This window comes from Variovorax sp. M-6 (assembly GCF_052114385.1).
Classification (GTDB): domain Bacteria; phylum Pseudomonadota; class Gammaproteobacteria; order Burkholderiales; family Burkholderiaceae_C; genus Variovorax.
The window spans coordinates 116,201-132,124 of record NZ_JBFREQ010000001.1 but is presented as its reverse complement, the minus strand read 5'-3'; the positions used below and the strand labels follow the sequence as shown (position 1 = coordinate 132,124).

The 15,924-nt window shown below is 66.5% G+C and carries 15 protein-coding genes and 1 tRNA gene; all 16 read left to right on the top strand.

Annotated elements, in window-relative coordinates; all coding sequences use genetic code 11:
- Positions 1-93 precede the first annotated feature (93 nt).
- The 16 genes from AB4Z46_RS00660 to nuoH all read left to right on the top strand — a co-directional run bounded on the left by AB4Z46_RS00660 (position 94) and on the right by nuoH (position 15,916).
- Positions 94-1,374: a branched-chain amino acid ABC transporter substrate-binding protein gene (locus tag AB4Z46_RS00660; RefSeq protein ID WP_442281541.1), complete on the top strand. Its 1,281-nt coding sequence runs from the start codon at positions 94-96 to the stop codon at positions 1,372-1,374.
- Positions 1,298-2,548, top strand: coding sequence for a pyridoxal phosphate-dependent aminotransferase (locus AB4Z46_RS00655; protein ID WP_442281540.1), 1,251 nt, complete (start codon positions 1,298-1,300; stop codon positions 2,546-2,548). The genes AB4Z46_RS00660 and AB4Z46_RS00655 overlap by 77 nt, the downstream gene beginning before the upstream one ends.
- A 138-nt stretch (positions 2,549-2,686) precedes the next feature.
- Positions 2,687-2,953, top strand: a complete 267-nt coding sequence (gene rpsO, locus AB4Z46_RS00650) for a 30S ribosomal protein S15 (protein ID WP_007837783.1) — start codon at positions 2,687-2,689, stop codon at positions 2,951-2,953.
- A gap of 207 nt (positions 2,954-3,160) precedes the next feature.
- Positions 3,161-5,488 (top strand): polyribonucleotide nucleotidyltransferase, encoded by a 2,328-nt coding sequence (gene pnp / locus AB4Z46_RS00645; protein WP_442281539.1) that lies wholly within the window; start codon positions 3,161-3,163, stop codon positions 5,486-5,488.
- An 84-nt stretch (positions 5,489-5,572) separates the two neighbouring features.
- Positions 5,573-6,571, top strand: a complete 999-nt coding sequence (locus AB4Z46_RS00640) for an NAD(P)H-quinone oxidoreductase (protein WP_442281538.1) — start codon at positions 5,573-5,575, stop codon at positions 6,569-6,571.
- Between the two features lie 11 nt (positions 6,572-6,582).
- Positions 6,583-7,335, top strand: coding sequence for a triose-phosphate isomerase (tpiA, locus tag AB4Z46_RS00635; protein WP_442281537.1), 753 nt, complete (start codon positions 6,583-6,585; stop codon positions 7,333-7,335).
- A gap of 38 nt (positions 7,336-7,373) precedes the next feature.
- Complete coding sequence (secG, locus tag AB4Z46_RS00630) at positions 7,374-7,802, top strand: preprotein translocase subunit SecG (protein WP_442281536.1); 429 nt, start codon at positions 7,374-7,376, stop codon at positions 7,800-7,802.
- 122 nt (positions 7,803-7,924) lie between these two features.
- Positions 7,925-8,009 (top strand) — tRNA-Leu (locus AB4Z46_RS00625).
- A gap of 58 nt (positions 8,010-8,067) precedes the next feature.
- Positions 8,068-8,427, top strand: coding sequence for an NADH-quinone oxidoreductase subunit A (locus tag AB4Z46_RS00620; protein ID WP_442281535.1), 360 nt, complete (start codon positions 8,068-8,070; stop codon positions 8,425-8,427).
- A 15-nt stretch (positions 8,428-8,442) separates the two neighbouring features.
- Positions 8,443-8,922, top strand: a complete 480-nt coding sequence (locus AB4Z46_RS00615; protein WP_442281534.1) for a NuoB/complex I 20 kDa subunit family protein — start codon at positions 8,443-8,445, stop codon at positions 8,920-8,922.
- 12 nt (positions 8,923-8,934) lie between these two features.
- On the top strand, positions 8,935-9,543 hold the full coding sequence (locus AB4Z46_RS00610) for an NADH-quinone oxidoreductase subunit C (protein ID WP_442281533.1): 609 nt from the start codon (positions 8,935-8,937) through the stop codon (positions 9,541-9,543).
- Positions 9,543-10,796 (top strand): NADH-quinone oxidoreductase subunit D, encoded by a 1,254-nt coding sequence (locus AB4Z46_RS00605; protein ID WP_442281532.1) that lies wholly within the window; start codon positions 9,543-9,545, stop codon positions 10,794-10,796. The genes AB4Z46_RS00610 and AB4Z46_RS00605 overlap by 1 nt, the downstream gene beginning before the upstream one ends.
- Positions 10,797-10,804: 8 nt before the next feature.
- Positions 10,805-11,338, top strand: coding sequence for an NADH-quinone oxidoreductase subunit NuoE family protein (locus AB4Z46_RS00600; protein ID WP_442281531.1), 534 nt, complete (start codon positions 10,805-10,807; stop codon positions 11,336-11,338).
- Positions 11,338-12,678, top strand: a complete 1,341-nt coding sequence (gene nuoF / locus AB4Z46_RS00595) for an NADH-quinone oxidoreductase subunit NuoF (RefSeq protein ID WP_442281530.1) — start codon at positions 11,338-11,340, stop codon at positions 12,676-12,678. The genes AB4Z46_RS00600 and nuoF overlap by 1 nt, the downstream gene beginning before the upstream one ends.
- A 20-nt stretch (positions 12,679-12,698) precedes the next feature.
- Positions 12,699-14,843: an NADH-quinone oxidoreductase subunit NuoG gene (nuoG, locus tag AB4Z46_RS00590; protein WP_442281529.1), complete on the top strand. Its 2,145-nt coding sequence runs from the start codon at positions 12,699-12,701 to the stop codon at positions 14,841-14,843.
- Positions 14,840-15,916, top strand: a complete 1,077-nt coding sequence (gene nuoH, locus AB4Z46_RS00585; protein ID WP_442281528.1) for an NADH-quinone oxidoreductase subunit NuoH — start codon at positions 14,840-14,842, stop codon at positions 15,914-15,916. The genes nuoG and nuoH overlap by 4 nt, the downstream gene beginning before the upstream one ends.
- The last annotated feature ends 8 nt before the right edge of the window (positions 15,917-15,924 follow it).

Here is a 15,924-nt window from a genome sequence, read left to right as displayed (position 1 = left end):
GACAAGAATGTGTGTCCCTTACACTGCGCGGCGTTCAACAAGACAAGTGCCGCATGCCACGCATCTAGGCGCTGCCACAGGGGATTCAAGACAATGCCTTCCAACTTTATTTGGCGTCGACGCGCCTTGAAATTGGCCGCTCTGGCGCTATGCGCGCAGGTTCTCCCTGCGGCCCTGGCGCAATCGGCGCCCCCGATCCGGCTGGCCCTGATCGAAAGCATGAGCGGCCCTTTCGCCAACACCGGCGAGGCCGTGTTCCGCAACCTGCTGTGGGCGGTCGAGCGGGTCAACGCGCGCGGCGGCGTCAAGCTGCCGGGCGGCAATCGCTTCCTGCAGCTCGATCGCTACGACAGCAAGGGACAGAACGAAGAGGCCCTCTCCGCGCTGCGCGCCGCGATGGACGACGGCGCGCGCATCGTGCTGCAGGGCAATTCGTCGGCGACGGCGGCGGCGCTGATCGATGCGATCGACAAGAACAACGAGCGCGATCCGTCCCGGCGCGTGCTGTTCCTCAACTATTCGGCGGTCGACCCGGTGCTGACCAACGAGCGCTGCAGCTTCTGGCACTTCCGCTTCGATGCCCACGCCGACATGCGCGTCACGGCGCTGATGCAGGTGCTGCAGGACGACAAGTCGCTGCAGCGCGTCTACCTGATCGGCCAGGACTACAGCTTCGGCCAGTCGGTGCTGCGCGAATCGCGGCGGCAGCTCGGCGCCGTGCGTCCCGACGTGCAGATCGTCGGCGACGAGCTGCACCCGATGGGCCGCGTCAAGGACTTCGCACCCTATGCGACCAAGATCATGGCCAGCGGCGCGCAGGGCGTCATCACCGGCAACTGGGGCAACGACCTGACGCTGCTCGTGAAGGCCGCGCGCGAGGCGGGCTTCACCGGCAGCTTCTACACCTTCTACGGCAATGCCCTGGGCGCGCCGGCGGCCATCGGCGACGCCGGCATCGGCCGCGTGGTGGCGGTGGCCGACTGGCTGCCGAACGTGCAGACGCCGCAGAGCGAGGCCTTCTACCGCGACTTCCGCACCCGCTTCCCGAAGGCCTCCGACGACTACGTCCACATGCGCATGCAGCTGCTGATCGAGGCGCTGGCGCAGGCCATCGAGCGGGCCGGCAGCGTCGACACGGTGGCCGTGGCGCGCGCCCTCGAGAAGGCCGACGTCACGCTGGCGGGACAGCGCGGCCACATGCGCGCCGAGGACCATCAGTTCCAGCAGCAGCTCGTGGTCGGCGTGATGGACCGGCAGGGCGCGCCCGGCGTCAAGTTCGACGTCGAGGGCTCGGGCTATGGCTTCCGCGTCATCAAGACGATTCCCGCGAGCCGTGCCGAAATGCCTTCGAGCTGCAAGATGCAGCGCCCCTGAACCCCAAGGACAAGCCATGCGCCAAGCGATCCAAGACCTCGAAGCCTCCAAGATCCGAGAGGTGGCCAATGCCGGCCTCGGTCGCAGCGACGTGCTGGCCTTCTGGTTCGGCGAGAGCGACGAAGTCACGCCCGAAGTGATCCGCCAGGCGGCCATCGACTCGCTGCAGCGCGGCGAGACCTTCTACGCCCACAACCTGGGCCTGCCCGAGCTGCGCGAAGCCGTCGCCGCGTACATGAGCGGCCTGCACCCGAAGATCGAGGCCTCGCGCATCGCGGTCACCTCGGGGGGTGTCAGCGCGCTGATGCTTGCCGTGCAGGCGCTGGTCGACGCCGGCGACGAGGTGGTGGCGATCACACCGGTGTGGCCGAACCTCACGGCACAGCCCGCGATCCTGGGCGCGCACGTGCGTTGCGTGTCGCTGGTGCCGAGGGCAGGGCAGTGGACGCTCGACCTCGAGGCGCTGCGCGCGGCGGTCACGCCGGCGACCAAGCTGCTGATCGTCAACGCGCCCAACAACCCGACCGGCTGGACGCTGACGCGCGCCGAGCAGCAGGCGATCCTCGACCACTGCCGCGCGACCGGCACCTGGATCCTGGCCGACGAGGTCTACGAGCGGCTGTACTACGAGCCGACCCCGAACGGCTGCGCGCCGAGCTTTCTCGACGTGGCGAAGACCGACGACCGCCTGGTGGTCGCCCACAGCTTCAGCAAGAGCTTCCTGATGACCGGCTGGCGGCTCGGCTGGCTGGTGTTGCCGCCGGCCCTGATGGACGGCATGGGCAAGCTGATCGAGTTCAACACCTCCTGCGCGAGCGTGTTCACGCAGCGCGCCGGCATCGCCGCGCTGGCGCATGGCAAGGAGATCACGCCGAAGATCGTGGCCCACCTCAAGGCCTGCCGCGACACGCTGGTGCCCTTGCTGGCCGACATCCCCGGCGTCGAAGTCGCTTCGGCGAGCGGCGGCATGTACGCCTTCTTCAAGCTCGAAGGCTTCGGCGATTCCCTCGAAGTCGCCAAGCGCCTGGTGGTCGAGGCCGGCCTGGGCGTGGCCCCCGGCAATGCCTTCGCCCCCGAAGCCCAGGGCTGGCTGCGCTGGTGCTTCGCCTCGAAGGATCCCGGCCGTCTGGTCGAGGGCGTCGAGCGCCTCAAACGCTGGCTGGCGGCGCAATAGGCCCGCAAACGCAGCCCGGTATATAATCCCAAAGCTTTGCATTCGGCAGAGCGCACGGTGGGTGCAGTTCCAGCGCCTATCGCAAGTCAAACATCCCGACGAGAGTTCCATCGCGGGACCGGAACAAAGGAAATACACATGATCGCAGCCTCCATCAAGGCCGAAGTCGTCAAGGACAACGCCCGCGCCGCCAACGACACCGGTAGCCCGGAAGTGCAAGTCGCACTGCTGACCGCCCGCATCAACGAGCTCACGCCTCACTTCAAGACGCACGCCAAGGACCACCACGGTCGCCGCGGCCTGCTTCGCATGGTGAGTCGCCGCCGCAAGCTGCTGGACTACCTGAAGTCCAAGGACGCCGACCGCTACACCGCGCTGATCGCCAAGCTGGGCCTGCGCAAGTAAGCCGTATCGCATGCAAAAACGCCTGGGTTAGTCCGCTAGCTCAGGCGTTTTTTACTTCGGAGTCGCAAAAACAGAGCGAAGCTGTGTCATTCCAGAGGGGTTCTCCCCGAGCTTCCCTGGAATGGCATCGTGTTCTGAAAAGCGCTCCAGCCCCCGCGGGGCCTGTGGTCGTCACGGGTCGAGCCGCTATCCAAACAGGAGCACACCATGAGCCTCTTCAACAAAGTCACCAAGTCCTTCCAGTGGGGCGACAAGACCGTCGTCCTGACCACCGGCGAGATCGCTCGCCAGGCCGGCGGTGCCGTGACCGTGGACATCGACGGCACCGTGGTGCTGGCCACCGTGGTCGCCTCGAAGTCGGCCAAGCCCGGCCAGGACTTCTTCCCGCTGACCGTCGACTACATCGAGAAGACGTACGCCGCAGGCAAGATCCCCGGCAGCTTCTTCAAGCGCGAAGCCAAGCCCAGCGAGCATGAAACGCTCACCAGCCGCCTGATCGACCGCCCGATCCGCCCGCTGTTCCCCGAAGGCTTCCTGAACGAAGTGCACGTGGTCATCCACACGCTGTCGCTCAACCCCGAAGTCGACGCCGACATCGCCGCCATGATCGGCGTCAGCGCCGCGCTGTCGATCTCCGGCATCCCGTTCAGCGGCCCGATCGGTGCCGCCCGCGTGGGCTACATCAATGGCCAGTACGTGCTGAACCCCGGCCAGACCGCGCGCAAGGACTCGCAGATGGACCTGGTCGTCGCCGGCACCGAAGCCGCCGTGCTGATGGTCGAATCCGAAGCCCTGCAACTGAGCGAAGAAATCATGCTCGGCGGCGTGGTGTTCGGCCATGAACAAGCCAACATCGCGATCAACGCGATCCACGAACTCGTGCGCGACGCCGGCAAGCCGGTGTGGGACTGGCAGCCGCCGGTCGAAGACGAAGCCTTCGTCGCCAAGGTCAAGGGCCTGGCCGAGGAAAAGCTGCGCGCGGTCTACCAGATCCGCAGCAAGCAGGCTCGCACGCAAGCCCTGCGCGAAGCCAATGCCAGCGTGATGGCGTCGCTGAAGGAAAGCGGCGAACCTTTCGACGCCGGCAAGGTCAACGACCTGCTGTTCGCGATCGAATCGAAAATCGTCCGCAGCCAGATCCTGGCCGGCGAGCCCCGCATCGACGGCCGCGACACGCGCACCGTGCGCCCGATCGAGATCCGCAACGGCGTGCTGCCGCGCACCCACGGCTCGGCCCTGTTCACCCGCGGCGAGACGCAGGCGCTGGTCATCACCACGCTCGGCACCGAGCGCGACGCGCAGCGCATCGACGCGCTGATGGGCGAGTACGAAGACCGCTTCCTGTTCCACTACAACATGCCTCCGTTCGCCACCGGCGAAGTCGGCCGCATGGGCTCGACCAAGCGCCGCGAAATCGGCCACGGCCGCCTGGCCAAGCGCGCGCTGGTCGCGGTGCTGCCGAACAAGGAAGAGTTCCCCTACACGATCCGCGTGGTGTCCGAAATCACCGAGTCGAACGGCTCCTCGTCGATGGCTTCGGTCTGCGGCGGCTGCCTCTCGATGATGGACGCCGGCGTCCCGATGAAGGCCCACGTGGCCGGCATCGCCATGGGCCTGATCAAGGAAGACAACCGCTTCGCGGTGCTGACCGACATCCTGGGCGACGAAGATCACCTGGGCGACATGGACTTCAAGGTGGCCGGCACGACCAACGGCATCACCGCGCTGCAGATGGACATCAAGATCCAGGGCATCACCAAGGAAATCATGCAGGTCGCACTGGCCCAGGCCAAGGAAGCGCGCATGCACATTCTCGGCAAGATGCAGGAAGCCATGGGCGAAGCCAAGGCCGAGGTGTCGACCTTCGCCCCGCGCCTGACCACGCTCAAGATCAACCCCGAGAAGATCCGCGACGTGATCGGCAAGGGCGGCTCGGTCATCCGCGGCCTGCAGGAAGAAACCGGCACGACGATCAACATCGACGAAGACGGCACCATCACCATCGCCTCGACCGATCCGGAAAAGGCCGAAGCCGCCAAGAAGCGCATCGAGCAGATCACCGCGGAAGTGGAGATCGGCAAGGTCTACGAAGGCCCGGTCACCAAGATCCTGGACTTCGGCGCGCTGATCAACCTGCTGCCCGGCAAGGACGGCCTGCTGCACATCAGCCAGATCGCGCACGAGCGCGTCGAGAAGGTCACCGACTACCTGAGCGAAGGCCAGATCGTCAAGGTCAAGGTGCTCGAGACCGACGAGAAGGGCCGCGTCAAGCTGTCCATGAAGGCCCTGACCGAGCGTCCGGCCGGCATGGAATTCAGCGAGCGTCCGCCGCGTGAAGACCGTGGTGACCGCGGCGACCGCGGCGGCGAACGCCGCGAGCGTTCGGACCGCGGCGATCGTGGCGACCGTCCGCCGCGCGCCGAACGTGCGCCCCGCTTCGAGAGCAACGACCGCGGCGGCGAACAGCAGCCCGAACAGGTGGCCGAGCAACTGCCGCTGCAGGAAAGCGGCCGCGGCGGCGACCATTCCGCTTGACGAGCCGCGATGGCGGCGACGCCATCGCGTTTGCGGGTCGGTCGGCGTGCGCCGCACGGCCCGCGCCGCATTCAGGAAGAGACCATGAAAGCCATTGAGATCACATCGTTCGGCGCCCCCGAGGTGCTGCGCGTGGCGGAACGTCCGGCGCCGGTCGCCGGCCCCGGCGAACTGCTGATCCGCGTTGCCGCGAGCGGCGTCAACCGGCCCGACGTGCTGCAGCGGACCGGCAACTATCCGGTGCCTCCGGGCGCCTCGGACCTGCCGGGTCTGGAAGTCGCGGGCGAGATCGTCGCCGGCGACGACAAGGCGTTGGCCGAGGCCGGCTTCAAGCTCGGCGACCACGTTTGCGCGCTGGTCGCCGGCGGCGGCTATGCCGAACTCTGCGTGGCGCCCGTCGCGCAGTGCCTGCCGGTCCCCAAGGGCTGGAGCGACGTCGAAGCCGCCACCTTGCCCGAGACCTTCTTCACCGTCTGGAGCAATGTGTTCGAACGCGGCCGGCTGCAGCAGGGCGAGACCCTGCTGATCCAGGGCGGCTCGAGCGGCATCGGCGTCACCGCGATCCAGCTCGGCAAGGCGCTCGGCGCCACCGTGATCGTGACCGCGGGCAGCGACGACAAGTGCGAGGCCTGCCTGAAGCTCGGCGCCGACCATGCGATCAACTACCGGAACACCGATTTCGCCGAGGAGGCCAAGCGTCTCACCGGCGGCAAGGGCGTCGACGTGATTCTCGACATGGTGGCCGGCGCCTACGTGGCGCGCGAGATCGACTGCCTGGCCGAGGACGGCCGGCTGGTAATCATCGCAGTGCAGGGCGGCGCCAAGGCCGAGATCAACGCCGGCCTGGTGCTGCGCCGGCGGCTCACGGTCACCGGCTCGACGCTGCGGCCGCGGCCGATCGCCTTCAAGGGCGCGATCGCCAAGGCGCTGCGCGAGAAGGTCTGGCCGCTGCTCGAAAGCGGCGCGGTCAAGCCGATCATCCACAGCCGCTTCGCCGCGCTCGGAGAGCCCAGCGGCGCCGCGCAGGCGCACGTCCTGATGGAATCGAACCAGCACATCGGCAAGATCGTGCTGACCTGGTGAACTAGACAGACATGACGACCAAAAAGAAGCTGATCGCAGGCAACTGGAAGATGAATGGCAGCCTGGCTGCCAACGAGTCGCTGCTGAAAGCCCTGCTGGCCGGCGTGGGCACCCCGGCGTGCGAGATCGCGGTCTGCGTGCCGGCGCCGTACCTGGCGCAGGTGCAGTCGCTGGTGGCCGGCTCGCCGGTCGCGCTCGGCGCACAGGATCTCTCGGCCCAGCCGCAGGGCGCCTTCACGGGCGAGCAATCGGCTGCGATGCTGAAGGACTTCGGCGTGCGCTACGCCATCGTGGGGCACTCCGAGCGGCGCCAGTACCACGGCGAAACCGACGAGCTGGTCGCCGCCAAGACCGCCGCCGCGCTGGCCAACGGCATCACGCCGATCGTCTGTGTCGGCGAAACGCTGGCCGAGCGCGAGGCAGGGCACACCGAGGAGGTCGTCAAGCGTCAGCTGGCCGCGGTGATCCACGTCAACGGCCACTGCATCAGCGAGATCGTGGTCGCGTACGAGCCCGTCTGGGCCATCGGCACCGGCAAGACCGCGTCTCCGGCACAGGCCCAGGCCGTGCACGCGGTGCTGCGCGCCCAGCTGCACCACGCGGCGAGCGAACACGCCGCCGGCATCCGCATCCTCTACGGCGGCAGCATGAACGCGGCCAATGCGGCCGAGTTGCTCGCCGAAGCCGACATCGACGGCGGCCTGATCGGCGGCGCGTCCCTCAAGGCCCCGGATTTCCTGCAGATCATTGCAGCGGCCCGCTGAAACGCGCGCCCGAAGAAAGAACTTAGGAGTTAGAACGAATGAACGTGGTCCTCAATATCCTGGTGGGCGTGCAGATGCTCACCGCACTCGCGATGATCGGGCTGATCCTGATCCAGCACGGCAAGGGCGCCGACATGGGCGCCGCTTTCGGCAGCGGCAGTGCCGGCAGCCTGTTCGGGGCCAGCGGCAGCGCGAACTTCCTGTCGCGCACCACGGCGGTGCTGGCGGCGGTGTTCTTCGCCTGCACCCTGATGCTGGCCTATTTCGGCCACGCCCGGCCGTCCGGTGGCGGCAGCCTGCTGGAGCGCGCGGCGATCGGTGCGCCGGCGGCCGTGCCGGCACCGGCCCCCGCGGCGTCGGATTCCGCAGCGCAGATCCCGAGCGGCAGCGCGCCGGCGGCGCCCGCCGCAGCGGCTTCGGCACCGGCTGCGCCTGCCCCAGGCGCCGGCCAGATCCCGTCCAAGTGAATCCAGTCGCGATCTCTTCAGTCGTCGAGTGAAATCAGCTGTTTTTCAGGGTAAACTCTAAAGCTGTTCCGGAAAGCCAAAACCTTACGAGGTTCCTCATGCCATCCGGGCAGCAAAAAACCGCGGTCGTGGTGAAATTGGTAGACACGCTATCTTGAGGGGGTAGTGGCGAAAGCTGTGCGAGTTCGAGTCTCGCCGACCGCACCAAATCTCACCGGCAGGAATGACACTTCCTGCCGGTGTCAAGCGGTGATAGAACCCCCTGATGAACCTCGATTCCTACCTCCCCGTCCTGCTGTTCATCCTGGTCGGTGTCGGTGTCGGCGTCGCTCCACAGGTTCTGGGTTACATCCTCGGCCCCAACCGGCCCGACGCGGCCAAGAATTCCCCCTACGAATGCGGCTTCGAAGCCTTCGAAGACGCGCGCATGAAGTTCGACGTCCGGTACTACCTGGTCGCGATCCTCTTCATTCTTTTCGATCTCGAAATCGCTTTTCTCTTTCCCTGGGCCATCGCGCTCAAGGAGATCGGTGCCGTCGGCTTCTGGGCCATGATGATCTTCCTGGCCATCCTCGTCGTGGGCTTCGTCTACGAGTGGAAAAAGGGCGCGCTCGATTGGGAATGACAAGGAATCCGCAAAATGGCCATTGAAGGCGTCATGAAGGAAGGCTTCGTCACCACCACCTACGACTCGGTGGTGAACTGGGCCAAGACCGGATCACTGTGGCCCATGACCTTCGGTCTGGCCTGCTGTGCCGTGGAGATGATGCATGCGGGCGCTGCCCGCTACGACATCGACCGCTTCGGCATGCTGTTCCGCCCGAGTCCGCGCCAGTCCGATCTGATGATCGTGGCCGGCACGCTGTGCAACAAGATGGCGCCGGCGCTGCGCAAGGTCTACGACCAGATGCCCGAGCCGCGCTGGGTGCTCTCGATGGGCTCGTGCGCCAACGGCGGCGGCTACTACCACTACAGCTATTCGGTCGTGCGCGGCTGCGACCGCATCGTGCCGGTCGACGTCTATGTGCCGGGCTGCCCGCCGACCGCCGAGGCGCTTCTGTACGGAATCATCCAGCTCCAGCAGAAGATCCGCCGCACCCACACGATCGCGCGCGCCTGAAGAGCGAGAGACATGACCGACTTTGCCATTTCTCCCGAGGCGCTGCAGACCCAGATCACCGAATCCCTCGGACCCAAGGCCAAGAGCATCACGCTCGCGCTGGGCGAGGTGACGGTGGTGGTGGCTGCCGCCGACTACCTCGAAGCCGCGACCCTGCTGCGTGATGCCCCCGGCTGCCGCTTCGAGCAGTTGATCGACCTCTGCGGCCTGGACTATTCCGACTATCGCGAAGGCGAGTGGCAGGGCGAGCGTTTCTGCGTCGTCACCCACCTGCTGTCCGTCAGTCTGAATCAGCGCGTACGCCTCAAGGTGTTCGTGCCCAACGAGGATCTGCCCGTCATCGATTCGCTGACCGGCATCTGGAATGGCGCCGGCTGGTTCGAGCGCGAAGCCTTCGACCTCTACGGCATCGTGTTCGAGGGCCATGACGACTTGCGCCGCATCCTGACCGACTACGGCTTCATCGGCCATCCGTTCCGCAAGGACTTCCCGGTGTCGGGTCATGTCGAGATGCGCTACGACCCGGAGCAGAAGCGCGTGATCTACCAGCCGGTCTCGATCGAGCCGCGCGAAATCACTCCCCGAGTGATCCGCGAAGACAACTACGGCGGACTGCACTGATGGCCGAAATCAAGAACTACACGCTGAACTTCGGTCCCCAGCATCCCGCGGCCCACGGTGTGCTGCGTCTCGTGCTCGAACTCGACGGCGAAGTCATCCAGCGCGCTGATCCGCATATCGGCCTCCTGCACCGGGCGACCGAAAAGCTCGCCGAATCGCGCACGTACATCCAGTCGCTGCCCTACATGGACCGGCTGGACTACGTGTCGATGATGAGCAACGAGCACGCGTACTGCCTCGCGATCGAGCGCCTCATGGGTCTCGACGTGCCGCTGCGCGCGCAGTACATCCGCGTCATGTTCGCCGAGATCACCCGGCTGCTGAACCACCTGCTGTGGCTCGGCGCGCACGGCCTCGACTGCGGTGCGATGAACATGCTCATCTACTGCTTCCGCGAGCGTGAAGACCTGTTCGACATGTACGAGGCGGTGTCGGGCGCGCGCATGCACGCGGCCTACTTCCGCCCGGGGGGCGTCTACCGCGACCTGCCCGACGCGATGCCGCAGTACAAGGTCAGCAAGATCAAGAACGCGAAGGCGATCGAGCGGCTCAACGAGAACCGCCAGGGTTCGCTGCTCGACTTCATCGACGACTTCTGCAAGCGCTTCCCGAAGATGGTCGACGAGTACGAGACGCTGCTCACCGACAACCGGATCTGGAAGCAGCGCACGGTCGGCATCGGCGTGGTCACGCCCGAACGCGCGCTGAACCTCGGCTTCACCGGTCCGATGCTGCGCGGCTCGGGCATCGCCTGGGACCTGCGCAAGAAGCAGCCCTACGACGTCTACGACCGCATGGAATTCGACGTCCCCGTCGGCCTCACGGGCGACTGCTACGACCGCTACCTGGTGCGCGTCGAGGAGATGCGCCAGGCCAACAAGATCATCCAGCAGTGCTCGGCCTGGCTGCGCGCCAACCCGGGCCCGGTGATCACCAGCAACCACAAGGTGGCGGCGCCGGCGCGCGAATCGATGAAGGCCAACATGGAGGAGCTGATCCACCATTTCAAGCTCTTCACCGAAGGCTTCCACGTGCCCGAAGGCGAGGCCTACGCGGCCGTCGAGCACCCGAAGGGCGAGTTCGGCATCTACCTGGTGAGCGACGGCGCCAACAAGCCCTACCGTCTGAAGATCCGCGCACCGGGCTTCCCGCATCTGGCGGCCCTGGACGAAATGGCGCGCGGACACATGATTGCCGATGCGGTCGCCGTGATCGGCACCATGGACATCGTGTTCGGCGAGATCGATCGATGAGCCAACCCATGCATTCCGACACTTCTTCCCACAGCAGCCAGGCGCCGCTGTCGGCCGCCACGCTGGAGCGTTTCGCTCGCGAGGTCGCCAAGTACCCGCCCGCGGGCAAGCAGTCGGCCGTGATGGCCTGCCTGGCCATCGTGCAGCAGGACGACGGCTTCGTCAGCGAACAGCGCGAGCGCGAGATCGCCGCCTATCTCGGCATGGCGCCGATCGCGGTGCACGAGGTCACGACCTTCTACAACATGTACAACCAGCGGCCGCTGGGCGCGTACAAGCTCAACGTCTGCACCAACCTGCCGTGCCAGTTGCGCGACGGTGCCGTGGCGCTGGCCCACCTCGAGAAGAAGCTCGGCATCCGCATGGGCGAGACCACGCCCGACGGCATGTTCACGCTGCAGCAGAGCGAATGCCTCGGCGCCTGCGCCGATTCGCCCGTGATGCTGGTCAACGACCGCACCATGTGCAGCTTCATGAGCAACGAGAAGCTCGATCAGCTGATCGACGGCTTGCGCGGCGCGACCGCGAAGGGAGCCCAATGATGTCGCCCGAGCAAGTGCTCTCGCAGTTCCAGGCCACCGGGGTCCAGACCTGCTTCCACGACCGCCACATCGAGCCGCAGATCTACGCCGGCCTCAATGGCACCAACTGGCGCCTGGCCGACTACGAGGCGCGCGGCGGCTACAAGGCGCTGCGCAAGATCCTCAGCGAGGGCCTGACGCCCGACCAGGTGATCGCCGAAGTCAAGGCCTCGGGCCTGCGCGGCCGTGGCGGCGCCGGTTTCCCGACCGGTCTCAAGTGGAGCTTCATGCCGCGCCAGTTCCCGGGTCAGAAGTACCTGGTCTGCAACTCGGACGAGGGCGAGCCGGGCACCTGCAAGGACCGCGACATCCTGCAGTTCAACCCGCACATCGTGATCGAGGGCATGGCCATCGCGGCGTACGCGATGGGCATCAGCGTGGGCTACAACTACATCCACGGCGAGATCTTCCAGTCCTACGATCGTTTCGAGGAAGCGCTCGAGGAGGCGCGTGCGGCCGGCTACCTCGGCGACGGCATCATGGGCAGCGGCTACAACTTCCAGCTGCACGCCGCGCACGGTTTCGGCGCCTACATCTGCGGCGAGGAAACCGCGCTGCTCGAATCGCTCGAAGGCAAGAAGGGCCAGCCGCGCTTCAAGCCGCCGTTCCCGGCCAGCTTCGGCCTCTACGGCAAGCCGACCACGATCAACAACACCGAAACTTTCGCCGCGGTGCCGTGGATCATCAACAACGGCGGCGTGGCCTACCTCGAGTGCGGCAAGCCGAACAACGGCGGCACCAAGATCTACTCGGTCAGCGGCGACGTCGAGCTGCCCGGCAACTACGAAGTGCCGATGGGCACGCCGTTCTCCAAGCTGCTCGAGCTCGCGGGCGGCGTGCGCAAGGGGCGCCAGCTCAAGGCGGTGATCCCCGGCGGATCGTCGTCGCCGGTGCTGCCGGCCGCGATCATGATGGAATGCACGATGGACTACGACTCCATCGCCAAGGCCGGCTCGATGCTGGGCTCGGGCGCCGTCATCGTGATGGACGACAGCCGCTCGATGGTCGAGTCGCTCAAGCGCCTCTCGTACTTCTACATGCACGAATCCTGCGGCCAGTGCACGCCGTGCCGTGAAGGCACGGGCTGGCTCTGGCGCGTGGTCGACCGCATCCACAATGGCAAGGGCAGGGCGTCCGACATGGACCTGCTGAACTCGGTCGCCGACAACATCCAGGGCCGCACCATCTGCGCGCTGGGCGATGCCGCCGCGATGCCGGTGCGCGCCATGATCAAGCACTTCCGCCACGAGTTCGAGGCGTTGATTCCGGGTGACGTCCAGCCGACGCCGGCCAAGGCCTGACGAGGCGCTGAGAAAAACATATGGTTGAAATCGAACTCGACGGCAAGAAGGTCGACATCGTCGAAGGCAGCATGATCATGCATGCGGCCGACAAGGCGGGCACCTACATCCCGCACTTCTGCTATCACAAGAAACTCAGCATCGCGGCCAACTGCCGCATGTGCCTGGTCGACGTCGAAAAGGCGCCCAAGCCGATGCCGGCCTGCGCCACGCCCGTGACGCAGGGCATGATCGTCCGCACCAAGAGCGACAAGGCCATCAAGGCCCAGCAGTCGGTGATGGAGTTCCTGCTGATCAACCACCCGCTCGACTGCCCGATCTGCGACCAGGGCGGCGAATGCCAGCTGCAGGACCTGGCCGTGGGCTACGGCGCCTCGTCTTCCCGCTACGAGGAAGAAAAGCGCGTGGTGTTCCACAAGGACGTCGGCCCGCTGATCAGCATGGAAGAGATGAGCCGCTGCATCCATTGCACGCGCTGCGTCCGCTTCGGCCAGGAAGTGGCCGGCGTGATGGAGCTCGGCATGTCGCACCGCGGCGAGCACGCCGAGATCGAGACCTTCCTCGGCGACTCGGTCGACTCCGAGCTGTCGGGCAACATGATCGACATCTGCCCGGTCGGCGCGCTCACGAGCAAGCCTTTCCGCTACAGCGCCCGCACCTGGGAGCTGTCGCGCCGCAAGTCGGTCAGCCCGCACGACTCCACCGGCGCCAACCTGATCGTCCAGGTCAAGAACAACCGCGTGATGCGCGTGGTGCCGCTCGAGAACGAAGACGTGAACGAGTGCTGGATCGCCGACCGCGACCGCTTCTCGTACGAGGCGCTGAACGGCCCCGAACGCCTCACGCAGCCCATGCTCAAGCAGGGCGGCCAGTGGCAGCAGGTCGACTGGCAGACCGCGCTCGAATACGTGGCCAACGGCCTGAAGCAGATCAAGGCCGACCACGGCGCCCAGAGCATCGGTACGCTGGCCAGTCCGCACAGCACGCTCGAAGAACTGCACCTGGCCAAGCTGCTCACGCACGGCCTGGGCAGCGGCAACATCGACTATCGCCTGCGCAATGCCGAGTTCGGCGCTGCCGAAGGCATCCGCTGGCTCGGTACCTCCATCGCCTCGCTGTCGCAACTGCAGCGCGTGCTGGTGGTCGGCTCGAACCTGCGCAAGGACCATCCGCTGTTTGCGCAACGCATCCGCCAGTCGGTGCGCAAGGGCGGCGCGTTGAGCGCCATCACCTCGCCCGAGCTGTTGGCCGATGCCGACGCCTGGGCCATTCCGCTCGCCAATGCGGTCACGCTGCCCGCCGACCAGTGGGTCGATGCGCTGGTGGAACTGGCCGGTGCGATCGCCGAGAGCACGGGTGCGGCCGCCCCGTTGGCGCTCGTCGGTCCCGCCAGCGACGCCGCGAAGACACTGGCCGCCTCGCTGCTCGGCGGCGAGCGCAAGGCGATCCTGCTCGGCAACGCCGCGGCCCACCATCCGCGCGCCACCAGCCTGCTCGCGCTCGCCAACTGGATCGGCGCCCAGACCGGCGCCAGCGTCGGCTACCTCACCGAGGCCGCCAACACGGTGGGCGCGCAACTGGTCGGCGCGCTGCCCAGGCAGGGCGCGCTGAACGCGGGCCAGATGCTCGCGGGCGGCCTCAAGGCCGCGCTGCTGCTCAACACCGAGCCGGTGTTCGACTCCGCCGCCGGCGAGCGCGCGCCTGAAGGCCTCGTGCATGCGCAGATGGTCGTCACGCTGAGCCCGTTCAAGGCGAATCTCGAATTCAGCGACGTGCTGCTGCCGATCGCGCCTTTCACCGAAACGCCCGGCACTTTCGTCAACGCCGAAGGCCGTGTGCAGAGCTTCCACGCCGTCGTCAAGCCGCAGGGCGAGGCGCGACCGGCCTGGAAGGTGCTGCGCGTGCTGGCCAACCTGCTGGGCCTCCCGGGCTTCGCCTTCGAGTCGACCGGCGACGTGCTGGCCGACCTCGGTTCGCCCGCCCAGGTGACGGCCGACAAGCTGCTCAACACCACCAGCGCAGCGATCGACACCAGCGACGCGGCGCAGCCGGCTCCGGTGGTTGCGCGCATCTACGAGCTCGACTCGATCGTGCGCCGCGCCCCGTCGCTGCAGCTCACCGCCGATGCCCGCCGGGCAGCGGCCGCACAGGAGGTGTCGGCATGATCGACGCGCTGCACGGCTTCGGCCTGGGCCTGGTGTCCGCCGGCTGGTGGACGGGTGTCCTCTGGCCGGTGATCTGGACCCTGATCAAGATCATCGTCGTCGTGATCCCGCTGATGGGCGCGGTCGCCTACCTCACGCTGTGGGAGCGCAAGGCCATCGGCTTCACGCAGATCCGCATCGGCCCCAACCGCATCGGCCCGCTGGGCCTTCTTCAGCCGATCGCCGACGCGCTCAAGCTGCTGACCAAGGAAATCATCCTGCCGACGGTCGCCAACAAGGGCTTGTTCCTGCTGGGGCCGATCATGACCATCATGCCGGCGCTGGCCGCCTGGGCGGTCATTCCGTTCGGCCCCGAGGTCGCGCTGGCGAACATCAACGCGGGCCTGCTGTTCGTGATGGCCATCACCTCGCTCGAGGTCTATGGCGTGATCATCGCGGGCTGGGCCTCGAACTCGAAGTACGCCTTCCTCGGCGCGCTGCGCGCCTCGGCCCAGATGGTCAGCTACGAAATCGCGATGGGCTTCTGCTTCGTCGTCGTGCTGATGGTCTCGGCCAGCCTCAACATGACCGACATCGTCCTGGGGCAGGGCAAGGGCCACTTCGCCTCGATGGGCATCGGTTTCCTGTCGTGGAACTGGCTCTCGCTGCTGCCGATCTTCGTCGTCTACTTCATCTCGGGCCTGGCCGAGACCAACCGCCACCCCTTCGACGTCGTCGAAGGCGAATCGGAGATCGTCGCCGGCCACATGATCGAGTACTCGGGCATGAGCTTCGCGATGTTCTTCCTGGCCGAGTACGCCAACATGTGGCTGGTCTCGATCCTGTGCGCGGTGCTGTTCCTCGGCGGCTGGCTGCCCCCGTTCGACTTCCTGGCCTTCATTCCGGGCTGGATCTGGCTCGGCCTCAAGACCTTCTGCGTGGTCACGATGTTCCTCTGGGTCCGCTCGACCTTCCCGCGCTTCCGCTATGACCAGATCATGCGGCTGGGCTGGAAGATCTTCATTCCGGTCACGCTGGTGTGGCTGGTGGTGGTCGGCGCCTGGATGCAGACCCCCTTCAACATCTGGAAATAACTGGAACT

What these genes read in the sequence shown, in the direction of transcription:
- AB4Z46_RS00660 (WP_442281541.1), top strand. Translation starts at nt 94, where the DNA reads ATGCCTTCCAACTTTATTTGGCGTCGACGCGCCTTGAAATTGGCCGCT.
- AB4Z46_RS00655 (WP_442281540.1), top strand. Translation starts at nt 1,298, where the DNA reads ATGGCTTCCGCGTCATCAAGACGATTCCCGCGAGCCGTGCCGAAATGC.
- rpsO (WP_007837783.1), top strand. Translation starts at nt 2,687, where the DNA reads ATGATCGCAGCCTCCATCAAGGCCGAAGTCGTCAAGGACAACGCCCGC.
- pnp (WP_442281539.1), top strand. Translation starts at nt 3,161, where the DNA reads ATGAGCCTCTTCAACAAAGTCACCAAGTCCTTCCAGTGGGGCGACAAG.
- AB4Z46_RS00640 (WP_442281538.1), top strand. Translation starts at nt 5,573, where the DNA reads ATGAAAGCCATTGAGATCACATCGTTCGGCGCCCCCGAGGTGCTGCGC.
- tpiA (WP_442281537.1), top strand. Translation starts at nt 6,583, where the DNA reads ATGACGACCAAAAAGAAGCTGATCGCAGGCAACTGGAAGATGAATGGC.
- secG (WP_442281536.1), top strand. Translation starts at nt 7,374, where the DNA reads ATGAACGTGGTCCTCAATATCCTGGTGGGCGTGCAGATGCTCACCGCA.
- AB4Z46_RS00620 (WP_442281535.1), top strand. Translation starts at nt 8,068, where the DNA reads ATGAACCTCGATTCCTACCTCCCCGTCCTGCTGTTCATCCTGGTCGGT.
- AB4Z46_RS00615 (WP_442281534.1), top strand. Translation starts at nt 8,443, where the DNA reads ATGGCCATTGAAGGCGTCATGAAGGAAGGCTTCGTCACCACCACCTAC.
- AB4Z46_RS00610 (WP_442281533.1), top strand. Translation starts at nt 8,935, where the DNA reads ATGACCGACTTTGCCATTTCTCCCGAGGCGCTGCAGACCCAGATCACC.
- AB4Z46_RS00605 (WP_442281532.1), top strand. Translation starts at nt 9,543, where the DNA reads ATGGCCGAAATCAAGAACTACACGCTGAACTTCGGTCCCCAGCATCCC.
- AB4Z46_RS00600 (WP_442281531.1), top strand. Translation starts at nt 10,805, where the DNA reads ATGCATTCCGACACTTCTTCCCACAGCAGCCAGGCGCCGCTGTCGGCC.
- nuoF (WP_442281530.1), top strand. Translation starts at nt 11,338, where the DNA reads ATGTCGCCCGAGCAAGTGCTCTCGCAGTTCCAGGCCACCGGGGTCCAG.
- nuoG (WP_442281529.1), top strand. Translation starts at nt 12,699, where the DNA reads ATGGTTGAAATCGAACTCGACGGCAAGAAGGTCGACATCGTCGAAGGC.
- nuoH (WP_442281528.1), top strand. Translation starts at nt 14,840, where the DNA reads ATGATCGACGCGCTGCACGGCTTCGGCCTGGGCCTGGTGTCCGCCGGC.